This is a genomic window from Knoellia sp. B-D-2, from assembly GCF_057714695.1.
Map to the genome: position 1 here is coordinate 72,950 of NZ_CM173189.1, position 15,951 is coordinate 88,900.

Annotated in this window: 12 protein-coding genes; 6 read left to right on the forward strand and 6 right to left on the reverse strand. The window is 71.4% G+C overall.

Annotated elements, in window-relative coordinates; translation table 11 throughout:
• Positions 1 to 29: 29 nt before the first annotated feature.
• The 5 genes from AC3EU2_RS00345 to AC3EU2_RS00365 all read left to right on the forward strand — a co-directional run bounded on the left by AC3EU2_RS00345 (position 30) and on the right by AC3EU2_RS00365 (position 5,703).
• Positions 30 to 2,759 (forward strand): winged helix-turn-helix domain-containing protein, encoded by a 2,730-nt coding sequence (locus AC3EU2_RS00345; RefSeq protein ID WP_488177762.1) that lies wholly within the window; start codon positions 30 to 32, stop codon positions 2,757 to 2,759.
• 138 nt (positions 2,760 to 2,897) lie between these two features.
• Positions 2,898 to 3,200, forward strand: a complete 303-nt coding sequence (locus tag AC3EU2_RS00350; protein ID WP_488177763.1) for a hypothetical protein — start codon at positions 2,898 to 2,900, stop codon at positions 3,198 to 3,200.
• A 1-nt stretch (position 3,201) separates the two neighbouring features.
• Entirely contained in the window at positions 3,202 to 3,960 is a 759-nt protein-coding gene (locus AC3EU2_RS00355; protein ID WP_488177764.1) for a DUF4386 domain-containing protein, read from the forward strand.
• 13 nt (positions 3,961 to 3,973) lie between these two features.
• Positions 3,974 to 4,885 carry an ABC transporter ATP-binding protein gene (locus AC3EU2_RS00360; RefSeq protein ID WP_488177765.1) on the forward strand — a complete coding sequence of 304 codons (912 nt, stop codon included), beginning with the start codon at positions 3,974 to 3,976 and terminating at the stop codon, positions 4,883 to 4,885.
• Positions 4,885 to 5,703 carry an ABC transporter permease gene (locus tag AC3EU2_RS00365; RefSeq protein WP_488177766.1) on the forward strand — a complete coding sequence of 273 codons (819 nt, stop codon included), beginning with the start codon at positions 4,885 to 4,887 and terminating at the stop codon, positions 5,701 to 5,703. Before AC3EU2_RS00360 ends, AC3EU2_RS00365 begins: the two co-directional genes overlap by 1 nt.
• Before the next feature lie 12 nt (positions 5,704 to 5,715).
• Here AC3EU2_RS00365 and ctlX read toward each other — a convergent pair whose 3' ends face one another.
• The 4 genes from ctlX to AC3EU2_RS00385 form a co-directional block, all read right to left on the reverse strand.
• Complete coding sequence (ctlX, locus tag AC3EU2_RS00370) at positions 5,716 to 6,741, reverse strand: citrulline utilization hydrolase CtlX (RefSeq protein WP_488177767.1); 1,026 nt, start codon at positions 6,739 to 6,741, stop codon at positions 5,716 to 5,718.
• Positions 6,742 to 6,786: 45 nt separating this feature from the next.
• A complete protein-coding gene (locus AC3EU2_RS00375) occupies positions 6,787 to 7,563 on the reverse strand; it encodes a hypothetical protein (RefSeq protein WP_488177768.1) in 777 nt (258 codons plus the stop codon).
• 64 nt (positions 7,564 to 7,627) lie between these two features.
• Positions 7,628 to 8,395: a hypothetical protein gene (locus AC3EU2_RS00380; protein ID WP_488177769.1), complete on the reverse strand. Its 768-nt coding sequence runs from the start codon at positions 8,393 to 8,395 to the stop codon at positions 7,628 to 7,630.
• Positions 8,392 to 9,045: a SatD family protein gene (locus AC3EU2_RS00385; RefSeq protein ID WP_488177770.1), complete on the reverse strand. Its 654-nt coding sequence runs from the start codon at positions 9,043 to 9,045 to the stop codon at positions 8,392 to 8,394. Before AC3EU2_RS00385 ends, AC3EU2_RS00380 begins: the two co-directional genes overlap by 4 nt.
• A 252-nt stretch (positions 9,046 to 9,297) precedes the next feature.
• Between AC3EU2_RS00385 and AC3EU2_RS00390 the strand changes: the two genes are divergently transcribed.
• Entirely contained in the window at positions 9,298 to 10,185 is an 888-nt protein-coding gene (locus tag AC3EU2_RS00390; RefSeq protein WP_488177771.1) for a universal stress protein, read from the forward strand.
• Here AC3EU2_RS00390 and AC3EU2_RS00395 read toward each other — a convergent pair.
• Together AC3EU2_RS00395 and dnaE are read right to left on the reverse strand one after the other, a co-directional pair.
• Positions 10,117 to 12,300: a S9 family peptidase gene (locus AC3EU2_RS00395; protein ID WP_488177772.1), complete on the reverse strand. Its 2,184-nt coding sequence runs from the start codon at positions 12,298 to 12,300 to the stop codon at positions 10,117 to 10,119. The two genes, AC3EU2_RS00390 and AC3EU2_RS00395, sit on opposite strands and share 69 nt — an antisense overlap.
• Complete coding sequence (gene dnaE, locus AC3EU2_RS00400) at positions 12,293 to 15,910, reverse strand: DNA polymerase III subunit alpha (protein WP_488177773.1); 3,618 nt, start codon at positions 15,908 to 15,910, stop codon at positions 12,293 to 12,295. Before dnaE ends, AC3EU2_RS00395 begins: the two co-directional genes overlap by 8 nt.
• Positions 15,911 to 15,951 lie beyond the last annotated feature (41 nt).

Sequence of the window (15,951 nt, forward strand, 5' to 3'; positions counted from 1 at the left end):
TCCATCAAGGGCTCACGACGGGGGTGGTCATGGCGAGCCCACTCGTCGACACCAAGCTCTTCGTGCCCCGGCTGCGCCCGGGCGCCGTGTCGCGACCGCGCCTCGACGAGCGGCTGCGCCGCGGCTCCGAGGTCGCCCTCACCCTCGTCTCGGCCCCTGCCGGCTTCAGCAAGACCACCGCGCTGGCGTCGTGGCTCGCAGGAGCGACGGCACAGGACCGCGTCGTCGCCTGGCTGTCCCTCGAGGAGCACGACCGGCAACCCGCCTCGTTCTGGACGTACGTGGCGGCCGCCCTGTCGAAGGCCGTCCCCGGACTCGACGCGCTGCCCCTCGTGACGTCGCCCCAGCCCCGGGTCCGGACGCTCCTCACCACCCTCGTCAACGAGCTCGCCGGCAGGACGAGCGACATCGTCCTCGTGCTCGACGACTACCACCAGGTCGACGGCCCCGATATTGCCGAGGGCATCACGTTCCTGCTCGAGCACCTGCCCCCCAACGTCCACCTCGTCATCAGCACCCGGGCCGATCCGGCTCTCCCCCTTGCTCGCCTGCGGGTCAGGGGTGAGCTCGTCGAGGTCCGCGCGGGCGACCTCCGCTTCACCCCGCAGGAGGTGACCGAGTACCTGGACGGCGTCACCGGTCTGGCGCTCGCCGAGTCCGACGCCGCCAGCCTGGAGGTCAGGACCGAGGGATGGATCGCGGCGCTCCAGCTCGCTGCCCTGTCGTTGCAGGGGCGCGACGACGTCAGCGGGTTCGTCGAGGGCTTCGCCGGTGACGACCGCTACGTCGTGGACTACCTGGTCGAGGAGGTCCTCAGCCGCCAACCCGACACGGTCCGCGACTTCCTGCTGTCCACCTCGATCCTCGACCGGCTGAGCGGGCCGCTCTGTGACGCCGTCACGGGGCACCCCGGTGGCAGGGTCATGCTCGAGACGCTCATGCGTTCCAACCTGTTCGTGGTCCCCCTCGACGAACGACGTCGCTGGTTCCGCTACCACCACCTCTTCGCCGACGTCCTGCAGGCCCACCTCGGCGACGAGCGGCCCGGCGAGGTCGACTCGCTGCATGGTCGGGCGAGCCGGTGGTACGAGTCCGAGGGAGAGGCGGCGCCCTCGGTGCGACATGCCCTCGCCGCCGGTGACGACGACCGTGCCGCCCGCCTCGTCGAGGAGGCCATCCCCGCGATGCAGCGTGCTCGGCAGGACGGGACCATCCGCGGGTGGGTCGACGCCATCCCCGACGAGGTGCTGCGCTACCGGCCCCGGCTCGCCGTCATGTTCGTCGGAGCACTCCTGTCCGCTGGTGAGCTCGAGGGCGTCGAGCAACGACTCGACGACGTGGAGCAGCGACTCGACGACGTGGAGCAGCTGCTCGGTGACGCTCCGCAGGCCGGACTCGACGCCACGATCCAGATGTACCGGGCGGCGCTGGCGCTGCGTCGAGGGGACCCCGCCGGCACCCTTCGGCATGCCCGGCTGGCCCGCGAGCGCGCCGGTGACGGCGACGACCTCGTGCGCGCCGGTGCGTCGGCGCTGTCCGGACAGGCGTCGTGGAGAAACGGCCACCTCGAGGCAGCGCACGCCGCCTACTCGGACTGCGCCGCGCAGCTGAAACAGCTGGGTCACCTCGCGGACGTCCTCGCGTGCTCGATCACCCTGGCGGACATCCGGCTCACGCAGGGACGCCTGCAGGAGGCCTCGGCGACCTACGAGCACGCGTTGCGACTGGCCGCCCACGACCCCTCGCCCCGGGGCGAGGTCCTGCCGGGAACCTCGGACATGCTGGTCGGCCTGAGCGGGATCGCCCTCGAACGCGGCGACCTGCCGACCGCCCTCGACCACCTGGCGCGCAGCCGGGAGCTCGGTGAGCTCGGCGGCCTCCCGCAGAACCCGTACCGGTGGAGGGTCGCCCTGGCTCGCGTCAGGGACGCGGAGGGCGACCTTGAGGGCGCACTGGACCTCCTCGACGAGGCGCAGCTGGTCCACAACACCGACTTCTCCCCCGACGTGCAGCCCATTGCGGCTGTCCGGGCTCGCCTGCTGGCCCGCCACGGGCATCTCGACGACGCGCTCGACTGGGCCACCGGACGCGGCGTCCGTGCCGACGACGAGCTGACCTACCTGCGTGAGTACGAGCACGTCACCCTCGCCCGCATCCTGCTGGCGCGGCACACCGGCGACGACGACGCCATGCCCCGGATGCACAACCTGGTGCAGCGGCTGCTGCAGGCAGCCGAGGCCGGTGGACGCACCCGCACCGTCCTCGAGCTCCTGGTCCTGCAGGCGCTGGCCCACCACTCCACGGGCGACACCGTCCGTGCCCGAGGGCTGCTGGAGCACGCGCTCGAGCTCGCCGAACCCGAGGGCTACGTGCACGTCTTCGTGGGCGAGGGTGCCGCCATGGTCGCGCTGCTCGAGGAGGTCGACGGCCCTCACGGATCGCCGTACGCGGGCAGGCTGCTCGCCGCCTGCCGGCACGGGCTGCCGGCCGCGACTCCTCACGCGCTCCCGATGCGCGGGGGCACGCCCGCGCCCACCCCGCGGCTCGTCGAGCCGCTCAGCGTCCGCGAGCTCGAGGTCCTTCGGCTGCTGGGCACGGACCTCGACGGACCCGGCATCGCGCAGCACCTCGTCGTCTCCCTGCACACGGTGCGCAGCCACACCAAGCACGTCTACGCCAAGCTCGGCGTCAACAGCCGCCGAGCGGCGGTCACGCGGGCCCGGGAGCTCGGCCTCCTGCCACCGACTACCGCGTCCTGACTCCGACCGTGACGAATCCCCACCGCAGTCACCACAAGTGGGGATGCCCGCTCCCCACCGTGCTTCCTAGGTTTCAGTCAGCCCCACGCTGAGCCCGGACCCACCGGCGCCGGCCAGGGGTCGGAACGGGAGCAGGTCATGCACCGCGACACCTCTGACCAGCGCGACGGGGCCCGGTACGCGATCCGCGTCCAGGGGCACCTCGACTCCCGCTGGGCCCTGCGGTTCGAGGGCATGACGCTCACCACGGACGCCGACGGCACCAGCCTCCTCGAGGGTGCCGTCGTCGACCAGTCCGCCCTGCACGGGCTCCTCAGCACCCTGCGCGACATCGGCCTGCCCCTGGTGTCCGTCACGCGGAGTGAACTTCACGCACCGCACGCACCGCACACACCGGTCGATCCACCCACCTCCACCACCTTTGCACCCCAAGGAGACTGACATGTCCGCCAGCACCGCGACCCCCACCATCGCCACCGCCACGCGTCCGGCATCGGGCGACTGGACGCGCAAGTACGCGTTCGCGACGGGGCTCTTCTACCTCATCACGTTCGCCTCGTCGATCCCTGCCGCGTTCTACTTCTTCAGCCCGGTCCTCGACGACCCCAACTACATCGTCAGCGCCGGCGAGGACACCCGGGTCGTCATCGGCGCCCTGCTCGAGACGGTCAACGCCCTCGCCTGCATCGGCAGCGCCGTCGCGTTCTGGCCCGTCGCCCGACGCCTGCACGAGTCCCTCGCCCTCGGCTTCGTCACCACCCGCATGTTCGAGGCGGCCGTCATCATGACGGGGGTCATCAGTCTGCTCGCCGTCGTCACGCTCCGTCAGGCCGGTGAGAGCGCAGGCACGGACCAGACGTCGTTGGTGACGACCGGCCAGGCCCTCGTGGCCGTTCGCGACTACACCTTCCAGTTCGGGCCCAACATGTCCGCTGCCCTCAACGCGATGATGATCGGCACGATCCTGTACCGCTCACGTCTCGTGCCACGCATCCTCCCGCTCATGGGACTGCTGGCCGTGGTGCCGCTCCTCACCGCCACGGTCGCCACGGTCGCCGGGGTCACCGAACAGGGTTCGGTGTGGTTCGCCCCCGGTGGCGTGCTCATCTTCGTCTGGGAGCTCTCCCTCGGGATCTACCTCGTGGTCAAGGGATTCAGGCCCTCACCGCGGACCGCCGCCGCACCCGCCGACGTCAGCTGACAGGAGCCACCCCATGATCACCGTCGAAGGACTCACCAAGACGTACGGTCGCACGCTCGCCGTCGACGACGTCACCTTCACCGCCTCTCCCGGCCGAGTCACCGGGTTCCTCGGCCCCAACGGAGCCGGGAAGTCCACGAGCATGCGGATCCTCGTCGGCCTCACCCGGCCCACGACCGGAACCGCCACGGTCCTGGGCCACAGGTTCGCCGACCTGCCCAACCCGGGACTCGAGGTGGGAGTGCTGCTGGACGCGTCCGCGCAGCATGCGGGCCGCACGGGACGCGAGATCCTCACGCTGAGCCAACAGATGATGGGCCTGCCTCCCGGCCGGGTCGAGGAGATGCTCGACCTGGTCGGCCTGACCCCGACGGAGTCGGGGCGCCGTGTCCGCGAGTACTCCCTGGGGATGCGACAGCGCCTCGGTGTCGCCACGGCCCTCATCGGCGCCCCAGAGGTCCTCATCCTCGACGAACCCGCCAACGGGCTCGACCCCGGCGGCATCCGCTGGATGCGAGACCTGCTGCGGGGGCATGCCGACCGTGGGGGAACCGTCCTGCTCTCCTCCCACCTGCTGCACGAGATCGAGGTCATCGCCGACGACATCGTCGTCATCGGCCACGGCCGCATCGTGGCCCGGGGCACCAAGGCCGAGCTCCTCGCAGGCACCGGCACCCTGGTCCAGACCCGCGACCGTGGGCCGCTGGTCGCCGGGTTCGACGCAGCCGGCGTCACGTTCACCGACCACGGCACTCCGTATGCCGGTGCCGTCACCCTGCGCGTCGACGCCGACCCGGAGCTCGTCGGTCGACTCGCGCACCAGGCCGACGTCGCCCTCCTCGGGCTCCGGCCGGCGGACGGTGCCGGCCTGGAGGAGATGTTCCTCGACCTCACCGCAGACACCCAACGAGAAAGCGCAGCCTGATGAGCACCATCGCCCCACCGCAAAAGACCTTCCCGACCTCGCCACCCGGGCTCCGCCAGGGGTCCCCGGCACGCATCCCGCTGTCCCGGATCACCCGGGTCGAGCTGCGCAAGTCCCTGGACACGAGAGCGGGGTTCTGGCTGCTGGCCAGCATCGGCATCGCCGCCGTGCTGGCCACCGGTGCCGTCATCGCGTTCGCCCCCCCCGACCAGTTCACCTACAGCACGTTCACCCTGGCCATCGGCTTCCCCATGTCGGTCATCCTGCCGATGGTCGCCATCCTCTCGGTCACGGCCGAGTGGAGCCAGCGCAGCGGCCTGACGACGTTCACCCTCGTCCCCCACCGCACACGGATCCTGCTCGGCAAGGCCGTCGCCGCCGTGACCATCGCCGTCGTGTCCATGCTCGTCGCCTTCCCCGTCGGCGCCGTCGGCAACGTCATCGGGTCTGCCATCCACGGTGTGCCCACCGTGTGGGACCTCGGGGTGGTCGACGTGCTGTACATGGTCGCCGGCAACACCCTGCTGCTCATGGTCGGCTTCATGCTCGGCGTCCTCCTCCGGAGCTCCACGGCGGCCCTGGTCGCCTATCTCCTCTACGCCTTCGTCGCGCCCACGCTCCTGACCTTCCTCGCGATGAACCAGGCGTGGTTCGCCGACCTGCAGCCGTGGGTCGACCCCAACGTCAGCCAGGACGCCCTGTTCCGGGGCGGCCTCAGCGGCGAGCAGTGGGCCCAGCTCGCGGTGACGACCCTCGTCTGGCTCGTGGTACCGCTGGCCGTCGGCGTCCGGGCGCTGGTCCGTTCCGAGGTGAAGTAGGGGCGAGCGCCCTCACTCGCTGTCGACGAGGTCCTGGCCGTCGATGGTGCCGGGGTTCTCGTCGATGGCCTCGGCCGCGGCGGTCGGCTCGGCGTCGGCGACCGGGCGGCGGTCGAGGTGGACGCCGGCGATCATGCAGCGCACCGACCCACCGGCGAGCTCGATCGTCGGGATGTCCACGGCGACGATGTCGCAGGACTCCTCGACCGCGGCCACCTGGTCCGGCCGCAGGCTGCGCCTCGCCCGCGCCGACATCGCCATGATGTAGCGACGCCGCCCCTCGGGGGTGCGCCCGCACAGCTCGACGGCGTTGCCCGCGAACTCGCGGACCTGCTCCTCGGTCAGCTCGACGACCGTCCGGCCGTTGACCGACAGGCGCTCACGCACCTGCTCGCGGCGCTCCTCGTCGGGGATCATCCCCAGAGAGATCATCGCGACGTCGGTGCCGATGCAGGCGACGACGTTGGTGTGGTAGACCGGCACGCCGTCGGAGTCGACGGCGTCGAAGGCCATCGGCTCGTAGGCGAAGTCGGTGCAGAACCGCTCGAGGACGGCGATGTCCGCGCGGTGCGACCGGGCGGTGTAGGCGACGCGCGAGACGTGGTCGAGCACCATCGCCCCGGTCCCCTCGAGGAAGATCCCGTCGGGCTCGAGGCCGGAGTAGTCGACGATCGACTGCACCCGGTAGTCGGACTTGAGCATCTCGAGCACGTCGGCGCGCCGCTCGTGACGCCGGTTCGACGCGTACATCGGGTAGACGGCGACGTAGCCGCCGGCATGGGTGGACAGCCAGTTGTTGGGGAACACGCTGTCGGGCCGGGTGTGGTCCTCGTCGGCGAAGACGTGCACCGTCACCCCGGCCGCGCGCAGCGCGTCGGCCAGCGCGTCCATCTCGGCCAGCGCCCTGGTCGCCGTCGCGCGGTCCGACTGCCCCGAGGGGATGTCGGACTGGAACGCGTTGTCAGCCGCGGTCGCCGGGTTGGGATGGAACCGTTCGGCGCGGATCAGGATGACGGCAGAGGGGGCCTGTGCACTCACGCACGGAATCTAGACCATCCCGTATGCCGTCCGGCCGTCGGCCGCTCAGAAGCCGCCGCCGAAGTCGCCTCCCCCGAAGTCGCCGCCGCCGAAGTCCGACCCGCCACCGACGTCCGAGCCGCCGCTGTCGCCCCACCCCGTGCCACCGGCCTCCGCGCCACCGACGTCACCGCCACCCGCGTCGCCGCCCTCACCACCGACGTCACCACCGCTGTCGGATCCGGCGTCACCGCCCGAGTCGGCACCGGCCTCCCCCGCGTCGGCCGCCTCCGGCGAGTCGCCGTAGCCGTCGAAGAGCGTGTTGGCGATGGCGGACCCGACGACGACGCCGGCGATCGTGCCCATCATCGAGCCCATCATCATCCCGCCCATGCCCATCCCTGCGCCGCCCCCGACCGACCCCCGACCGAAGGTGCGCTCGAGCGTGCCCGGCTGGCGCATCTCGGCGCGCGTCGCGGCGCGGGCGAGGTCCTGCGGCTCGGCGCTCGCAGGGGCCTCGCCCTGCGCGGCGCCCTCGGTCAGCTGCGCGAGCACCTGCTGGCGCTGCTCCGGGGTCAACCGGGCGAACGCCTCGGCGTGCACCTGCTCGAGCGACTCCGGCGGAGCGGTGCGCAGGAGGTAGCGGTAGCGGGCGACGGCCCGCTCGTCCTCGGAGGCGGCCCCACCCGAGCCGGCCCCGGACTGGAACGGCCGGCCCTGCGAGCCGGGGGCGCCGGACGTGGACCAGGACCCGCCGGCGGCGCCGGGCGCCTGGCCCTGCTGTCCCTGCTGTCCCTGCTGTTGCACAGGCTCACGGCCGAGAAGCTTGTCGAGAAATCCCACTGGTCCTCCTTGGGTCGGGCCGGGACGGCTCCGCGGCCTCCCCCAGCATGCCCCGACGTCGACCTCAGCGGGTGAGTGCGAGGGACCCCAACGCGACGAGCCAGCTGACGAAGCTGCCGACGAGGAAGTACTCGGTGACCTCGTCGATGCCGTCGCCCTTGACGTTCGCCCCGTCGTCCCTGGCCGACTGCAGCTCCGGGAACCGGATGAGCCCCTTGGCGGCGATGACGATGCTCGCGGCGGTGATCTGGCCGGCGAGACCGAGACCGATGATGAAGACGCGCTCCATCGGGCCGAGCAGCCGGCCGCCCTTGAGCTTCTCGGAGGGCTGGGCGCCCGGCGGGCCACCGTTGGGCGAGGTGGGGCGCATCGCCCCGACGCTGACGAGGACGAGGCGCACGATGACGTTGCCGGTCGCGAGGTTGGCGACGCCGAGCCCCGTGACGAGGAGCAGCCGGGCGACGGGCTGGTCGCCGTCGAAGGGCAGGTCGGCCCACGTGAGCCACCTCCCCAGCGGGCCACCGGGCGTCGAGGCCAACCCCGACGCGGCGACGAGCGCGACCGCGGAGCCACCGAGCAGGAGCAGGGCCCGGGCGTGGCCTCCCCCGCGTCGCAGCGACCGCTCGGACAGGAAGACCCACCCGGCCAGCGGCACGACCGACGCGGTGAGGGCGACGACGTCCGCCGCGCCCGTGAGCCCGGCCAGCAGCCCCACCGCGACGACGGTCACCGCCCCGACCGGCACCGCGGCGCGGCGGACGTGCTGGTGCCCGACCGACCGCAGGAGGTCGCTCACGCCGACCCCGATGAGCCACACCGCCAGCCACGTCACGGCAGGGTCCGGAGCAGCTCGTGGGAGCGGATGATGACGGCGAGCCCGTCGGCACGGACCCGCTGGGAGACCGCCGAGGGGCTGACGCCCTCGGCCGCGGCGAGCTCACGCTGTGTCATGCCGTCGAGAAGTCCTCTCAGCAGCCGACCTGACCGCTCCGACAACGACCCAACCATGTGGTCCTGACACTGCAGCGCAGCCTCGACGGCGCGGGCGGTCCCGTTCTCGTCGGCCTCGCCCTCGGCCAGCCGGTAGGCGGTGTGGACGTGCTGCATCGCCGCCCGCTCGGCCTGCGCCTCGACCTCGACGATGGCCTGTCGCGCCGCCCACCAGCCCGGCCCGTCCTTGATCCCCCTGGCCTCGTCGAGGGTGGTGGTGGCGCCCCGTCCGAGCCCGTAGCGGGTCTCGGCCTCCGGCCGCAGGACGAGGCGGGTCCGCAGCGCGGCCTCGAGCGCGGCGCCGAGGTCGGCGTAGACCGCCTGGAACTCGTCGCCCACCGTCACCTCGAGCGGCTCGACGTGCGCGACGCGGGCGTTCGTGTCGGCGAGAGCGGCCTCGACGGCGCGGTGCAGCCGGCGGCGGTCCGGGCTCGCACGCGAGCCCACGACGTCGCCGATGAGCACGACAGGGGACGGCTGACGATCGCTCATGTCCAGAGCATACCTTCATCTCGATCAGATGCAGCCATGCGCTTCACTTTGTGCACCTGAAGCCCCACCCTGCACCATCACCGTGACGCACCGCAGTGACTCACCGCAGTGCTGCCGCGATCCGCCTGTCCCCGGCGCCCCGGGAGGTCCATCATGGAGGAGCGGACCCCGGTGGTCCGTGACGACGGGGACCTCCCGGTCCCAGCCCGTGAGCTCTCCGCCGCCCGGTCCACTTCTCCCGTGGAGGAACTGATGAGCGGCACCACCTCACCCGCACCCAAGTCGCGGATCGTCGTCGGCATCGACGGGTCCGCGCACGGCTGGGCCGCCCTCGCCTGGGCCGCCGAGCAGGCCGCGGCGCGGTCGATGAGCCTGCACCTCATCCACGCCTTCGCCCCCGACATCCCCATGCTCGGCTTCGGCACGACCGACCAGAGCTCGATCCGCAGCGAGGGCGAGCGGCTCCTCGCCACGGCGACGGCGCGCGCCCACGCGGTCGACCGCGGCATCACCGTGACGACGTCGCTGCCGCCCGGCTACGCCTCCCGCTCACTCGTCGCCGCCTCCCACGACGCCGCGCTCGTCGTCCTCGGCGCCGTCGGCCACGGGCTGCTCAGCCGGGCCACCATCGGTGCCGTCGCCCAGCAGGTCGCCGCCCACGCCACCTGCCCGGTCGTCATCGTCGGGCACGAGGGACACACCGAGGCACTCCACCACCGCGTCGTCGTCGGGGTGGACGGCTCGAAGCCGTCGATGGCGGCCCTGCGCACCGCCTTCGACCACGCCGCCCAGCGCGACGCCGAGCTCGTCGTCGTCCACGCCTGGGAGGCCAAGGGCCCCGAGGACCCGACCCTGCAGACCGACTCGAGCTGGCCGGCCTACGAGGGAGGTCTGGAGCAGGCCGTCAGCCGCGAGATCTCCGCGATGAGCGCCGAGCACCCCGCCGTCAAGGTCGTGCACCACGTGGTGCGCAGCTCACCGGTGGCCGCGCTCATCGACGCAGCCGACACCGCCGACCTCGTGGTCGTCGGAGCCCGCGGCACGGGCGGGTTCCCCGGGCTGCACCTCGGCTCAGTCTCGAACCGGCTCCTCGGCCGCACCGCCTGCCCGCTGGTCCTCGTGCACCCGCGGAAGGCGTGAGGTCGCCCCCAGCTGGTCGAGCACGAACGCCCACTCCCACGCGACCTGCTCCCACGCCGCGTAGCGCCCGCTGCGACCCCCGTGGCCGGCGGCCATCTCGGTGCGCAGGAGGATCGGCCGGGTCGCCTCGTCGTTGGTGACGGTCGCCCGCAGCCGCGCCACCCACTTGGCGGCCTCGGTGAAGTAGACGCGGGTGTCGTTGAGGCTCGTCGTGGCGAGGATCGCCGGATAGGCCTGCGCCGCAACGTTCTCGTACGGCGTGTAGGCCTTCATCACCGCATAGACCTCGGGGTCCTCGAGCGGGTTGCCCCACTCCTCCCACTCCCCCACGGTCAGCGGCAGGTCCGGCCGCAGGATGGTCGTCAGGGCGTCGACGAACGGCACCGCGCCGTGGGCGACCCGGAAGCGGTCCGGAGCGAGGTTGAGCACCGCACCGACGAGCAGGCCACCGGCCGAACCGCCCTCGAGCCCCAGCCGGTCCGGCGCGACCCATCCCAGTTCGACGAGCCGGTCGGCGCAGGCGACGGTGTCGCTGAACGTCCTGGGCTTGGCGAGCAGCTTGCCCTCGTCGTACCAGTGGCGCCCCATCTCACCGCCACCGCGCACGTGCGCCGTCGCGTGGACGACACCGCGGTCGAGCAGTGAGAGGCGCGCGACGGAGAAGTAGGGGTCGCTGGAGTGCTCGTAGGCGCCGTATGCCGTGAGCAGGCCCGGGTGCGTCCCGTCCGGTCGCAGGTCCCTCCGGTGGACCACCGAGATCGGGACCTGCGTGCCGTCGGCGGCCGTCGCCCACTCGCGGCGCTGGACGTAGTCGGCCAGGTCGACGTCACCGAGGACCGGCTGCTGCTTGAGCACCGTGCGCTCCCCTGTCGCCAGGTCGAGCTCGAGGACGGTGCGGGGGGTGACGAACGACTCGTAGACGACCTGGAGCGCGGTCTGTCCCGGCTCGGGGTTGTCGCCGAGGCCGACCGAGTAGATCGGCTCCTCGAACTCGACCGGGACGGGCGCGGCATACCTCGACGGGCTCGCGGGATCGGCGGTGAGGAGCGACAGCGCGGTGATCCCACCGCGGCGCAGGGCGAGCACGGCCACCCCGTCGAACGCGTCGACGCCGATGAACCGCTCACCCTCGCCGGCCGCGATCAGCGGACGCCACTGGTCGGGGCTCGTCGTGTCGAGCGGCGCCCACGCGAGGTCGGAGTCGGGGTTGTCGGTGTTGTGGACGATGAGGAGGTGGTCGGCGGCGGGCTCGACGTCGTACTCGACACCGTCGCGACGGGGCGCGACGACCCGGAAGTCGGCCTCGGGCGTGCGCGCGTCGAGGAGGTGCACCTCGGACGTCGTCTTGGAGCCGAGCGCGAGGACCAGCCAGCGCTCGTCGCGGCTGACGCCGATGCCCATCCAGAAGCGCTCGTCGGCCTCCTCGTGCACGAGGACGTCGCCCTCGGGGTCGGTGCCGACGACGTGACGCCACAGCTGGTGCGGGCGCCACGCGTCGTCGAGACGGGTGTAGTAGACCGTCCCGCCGTCGCGGGAGAACTCGACGCCGTAGCCGATCCCGGTGAGCGACGCGTCGAGCGTCTCCCCCGTGGTGAGGTCGCGCACGACGAGGTCGAAGCGCTCGTCACCGGTCGTGTCGGTGGCCAGGGCGAGGCGGTCGTGGTCGGCGCTCACGCAGAGGGCGCCGATCGAGAAGAACTCCGAGTCCCCGGCCTCGACGTTGCCGTCGACGAGGACCTGCTCGCCGGCCGGGACCTGGTCCGGGGTCACGACCGGGCGGACGGCGGGGTCGAGCACGGGGACGCGGGCCTGGATGGCGTACTGCTGGCCCTCGACCGTGCGCGAGTAGTACCACCACGGACCGGAGCGCACCGGCACCGACAGGTCGGTCTCGAGCACGCGTGACTTGATCTCGCCGAAGATGCTGTCCCGCAACGGCTGCAGGTGCGCGGTGCGGGCGTCGGCGTAGGCGTTCTCGGCCTCGAGGTGGGCCAGCACCTCGGGGTCGTCGCCGTCGCGCAGCCACTCGTAGGGGTCGACGACCCGGTCCCCGTGGTGCTCGCGCACGTGCTCGCGGGTGGCCGCCCGGGGCGGCTCGATGCGCAGGTCAGCCACCGGTGAGGCACCTCGGGCCGAGGAGCACCTTGAGGTCGCCGAAGAGCGACTCGGTCGCGTCGACGCGCAACGCGTCGTCGAGCCGGATGAGGGTGGTCCGGCCGGGCTTGGTCAGCTTGAGGTGGACCTCGGTCGCGCCCGGGTGGTTGGACAGGACGCCCTTGAGCTCCTCCATCCGGCCGGTCGTCGCGCGCATCGTGTCGAGGGTCACGACCACCGGGCCGCGGGGACCCTCGGTGATCTCCGGGAGGGTGAGCTCCTGGGCGTAGAGGGACACGGAGTCGTCGCGCCGGTTGAGCTTGCCCCGGACGACGGCGACGACGTCCTGGGAGAGCATCGTCGACACGGTGAGGTAGGCGCTGGGGAAGAAGAGGCACTCGATGGCGCCCTCGAGGTCCTCGACGGTGGCGATCGCCCAGAGGTCGCCCTTCTTGGTGCGCTTGATCTGGAGCCCGGTGATGAGCCCCGCGACGGTGACCATCGAGCCCTCGGGCTTGCCGTCCTCGGCGCTGAGGCTCGCGATGGCGGTGTCGGCGTGCTGGGCGAGGACGTGCTCGACCCCGAACAGCGGGTGGTCGGAGACGTAGAGGCCGAGCATCTCGCGCTCGAACTGGAGGAGCGTCGACTTGTCCCACTCGACCGCGGGGACCGGGGTCAGGCCCATCATCGTCGCGTCGCCGCCACCAGAACCATCGCCGTCGTCGCCCCCCATCAGCCCGAAGAGTGAGTCCTGGCCGATCGCCTCCTGGCGCTTGATCGCGACGAACGCGTCGACGTACTCCTCGTGCACCCGGAGCAGTCCGGCCCGCGTCTCGCCCAGCCCGTCGAACGCCCCGCCCTTGATGAGCGACTCGATCGTCCGCTTGTTGCACACCACGGCGGGGCACTTGGAGAGGAAGTCGCGGAACGAGGTGAACGCGCCCTTGTCCGCCCGCGCGGCGATGATCGCCTCGACGACGTTGTGGCCGACGTTGCGGATGGCCGCCATGCCGAAGCGGATGTCGGTGCCGACGGCGGCGAAGCGCGCGACCGAGTCGTTGACGTCGGGCGGGAGCACCTTGATGCCCATGCGGCGGCACTCACCGAGGTAGAGCGCCGACTTGTCCTTGTCGTCGCCGACGCTGGTGAGCAGGCCGGCCATGTACTCGGCCGGGTAGTTCGCCTTGAGGTACGCGGTCCAGTACGAGACGAGCCCGTAGGCCGCGGTGTGGGCCTTGTTGAACGCGTAGTCCGAGAAGGGGACGAGGACGCCCCAGAGGGCGGCGATCGAGGCCTCGGTGAAGCCCTTGGCCTTCATGCCCTGGGAGAAGGGGACGTACTCGGCGTCGAGCACCTCCTTCTTCTTCTTGCCCATGGCGCGGCGCAGGAGGTCGGCGTTGCCGAGCGTGTAGCCGGCGAGCTTCTGGGCGATCTCCATGACCTGCTCCTGGTAGATCACCAGGCCGTAGGTCGTGCTGAGAAGCGGCAGGAGGGCGTCGATCATCTCCTGCTGGAGCTTGCCCTTGAGCTGCGGGTCGAGGGGCGTGAGCTCCTGCTTGCCGTTCTTGCGCAGCGCGAAGTTGGTGTGCGCGTTGACACCCATCGGACCCGGGCGGTAGAGCGCGAGGGCGGCGGAGATGTCCTCGAAGGTGTCCGGCTGCATGAGCTTGAGCAGGGTCCGCATGCCGCCGCCGTCGAGCTGGAAGACACCGAGGGTGTCGCCGCGCGAGAGCAGCTGGTAGGTGGCCTTGTCGGTCATGTCCTTGGACAGGGCGTCGAGGTCGAGGTCCTCGCCGCGGTTGGTCTTCACGTTCTCGATGGCGTCGTCGAGGATGGTGAGGTTGCGCAGGCCGAGGAAGTCCATCTTGACGAGGCCGAGCGTCTCGCAGGTCGGGTAGTCGAACTGGGTGAGGACCTGGCCGTCCTGGAGCCGCTTCATGATCGGGATGACGTCGATGAGCGGCTCGCTGCTCATGATGACGCCGGCGGCGTGGACGCCCCACTGGCGCTTCAGCCCCTCGAGGCCCTTCGCGGTCTCGACGATCTCCTTGAAGTGCGGCTCGGTCTCGACGAGCGAGCGGAACTCGCTGCCCTCGGCGAACCGGGGGTGCTCGGGGTCGTAGATGCCCGAGAGCGGCACGCCCTTGCCCATGACGTCGGCCGGCATGGCCTTGGTGAGCTGCTCGCCGACGTTGAACGGGTGGCCCATGACGCGGGCCGAGTCCTTGACCGCCTGCTTGGCCTTGATCGTGCCGTAGGTGACGATCTGCGCGACCCGCTCGGAGCCGTACTTCTCGGTGACGTAGCGGATCACCTCGCCGCGCCGGCGCTCGTCGAAGTCGATGTCGAAGTCGGGCATGGACGCGCGCTCGGGGTTGAGGAACCGCTCGAAGATCAGCCCGTGCGGGATCGGGTCGAGGTCGGTGATCTTCATCGCGTAGGCGCACATGGACCCGGCACCGGAGCCACGACCCGGGCCGACCCGGATGCCCTGGGCCTTGGCCCAGTTGATGAAGTCGGCGACGACGAGGAAGTAGGAGGCGTAGCCCTTGGAGGCGATGACCTCGATCTCGTAGTCGGCCTGCTTCTGCGCGTACTCGGGGATGCCGTCGGGGAAACGGCCGCCCAGGCCGGTCTGGACCTCCTTGACGAACCAGGACTCCTCGCTCTCCCCCGGCGGGCAGGAGAACCGCGGCATGTAGCGGCCCTCGCCCTCGGTGAAGGAGACCTCGCACATGTCGGCGACGAGCAGGGTGTTGTCGCACGCCTGCGGGAGCTCGCGCCAGGTGTGCCGCATCTCGGCCGCGGACTTGAGGTAGTAGCCGTCACCGTCGAACTTGAACCGGTTGGGGTCCATGAGGGTCGAGCCCGACTGCACGCACAGCAGCGCGCCGTGGGCGGTCGCGTCCTCGGGGTAGGTGTAGTGGCTGTCGTTGGTGGCGAGGAGCGGGAGGTCGAGCTCCTTGGCGAGGCGCAGGAGGTCCTTGATCGTGCGGCGCTCGATCTCGTTCTGGTGGTCCATGACCTCGCAGAAGTAGTTCTCGGCGCCGAAGATGTCGCGGAAGTCGCTGGCCGCCTGCTTCGCGAGGTCGTACTGGCCCAGGCGCAGGCGGGTCTGGATCTCGCTGGAGGGGCAGCCGGTCGTCGCGACGAGGCCCTGGCCGTACTCGCTGAGGAGCTCGCGGTCCAGGCGCGGCCACTTCGCGTAGACCTGGTCGAGCGAGGCCTGGCTGTCCATCCGGAAGAGGTTGCGCAGCCCGTTGTTGTTCTTGGCGAGCAGCGTCATGTGCGTGTAGGCGCCCGAGCCGGACACGTCGTCGCCCGGGCGGGTGCGCTCGTCGCCCCACTTGACGCGGGTCTTGTCGGTGCGGTGCGTCCCGGGCGTGACGTAGGCCTCGAGGCCGATGATCGGCTTGACGCCGGTGCCCTGGGCCTTGCGCCAGAACTCGTGGGCGCCGTAGAGGTAGCCGTGGTCGGTCATGGCGAGCGCCGGCATCCCGAGCTCGCCGGCGCGCTGGAACAGGTCGCCGATCCGCGCCGCTCCGTCGAGCATGGAGTACTCGGTGTGGACGTGCAGGTGGACGAAGTTGTCCGTGCGGTCCGGGGCTGGGGTGGAGGTAGGCGAGGACATCGTCGCCCATCCTAAGACGGTCCGGCGACAGCGCCGACGGA

Bases quoted from the DNA above. Each gene is read 5' to 3' on its own strand.
- AC3EU2_RS00345 (WP_488177762.1), top strand. From the start codon at position 30: ATGGCGAGCCCACTCGTCGACACCAAGCTCTTCGTGCCCCGGCTGCGC.
- AC3EU2_RS00350 (WP_488177763.1), top strand. From the start codon at position 2,898: ATGCACCGCGACACCTCTGACCAGCGCGACGGGGCCCGGTACGCGATC.
- AC3EU2_RS00355 (WP_488177764.1), top strand. From the start codon at position 3,202: ATGTCCGCCAGCACCGCGACCCCCACCATCGCCACCGCCACGCGTCCG.
- AC3EU2_RS00360 (WP_488177765.1), top strand. From the start codon at position 3,974: ATGATCACCGTCGAAGGACTCACCAAGACGTACGGTCGCACGCTCGCC.
- AC3EU2_RS00365 (WP_488177766.1), top strand. From the start codon at position 4,885: ATGAGCACCATCGCCCCACCGCAAAAGACCTTCCCGACCTCGCCACCC.
- AC3EU2_RS00385 (WP_488177770.1), bottom strand. From the start codon at position 9,045: ATGAGCGATCGTCAGCCGTCCCCTGTCGTGCTCATCGGCGACGTCGTG.
- AC3EU2_RS00390 (WP_488177771.1), top strand. From the start codon at position 9,298: ATGAGCGGCACCACCTCACCCGCACCCAAGTCGCGGATCGTCGTCGGC.
- dnaE (WP_488177773.1), bottom strand. From the start codon at position 15,910: ATGTCCTCGCCTACCTCCACCCCAGCCCCGGACCGCACGGACAACTTC.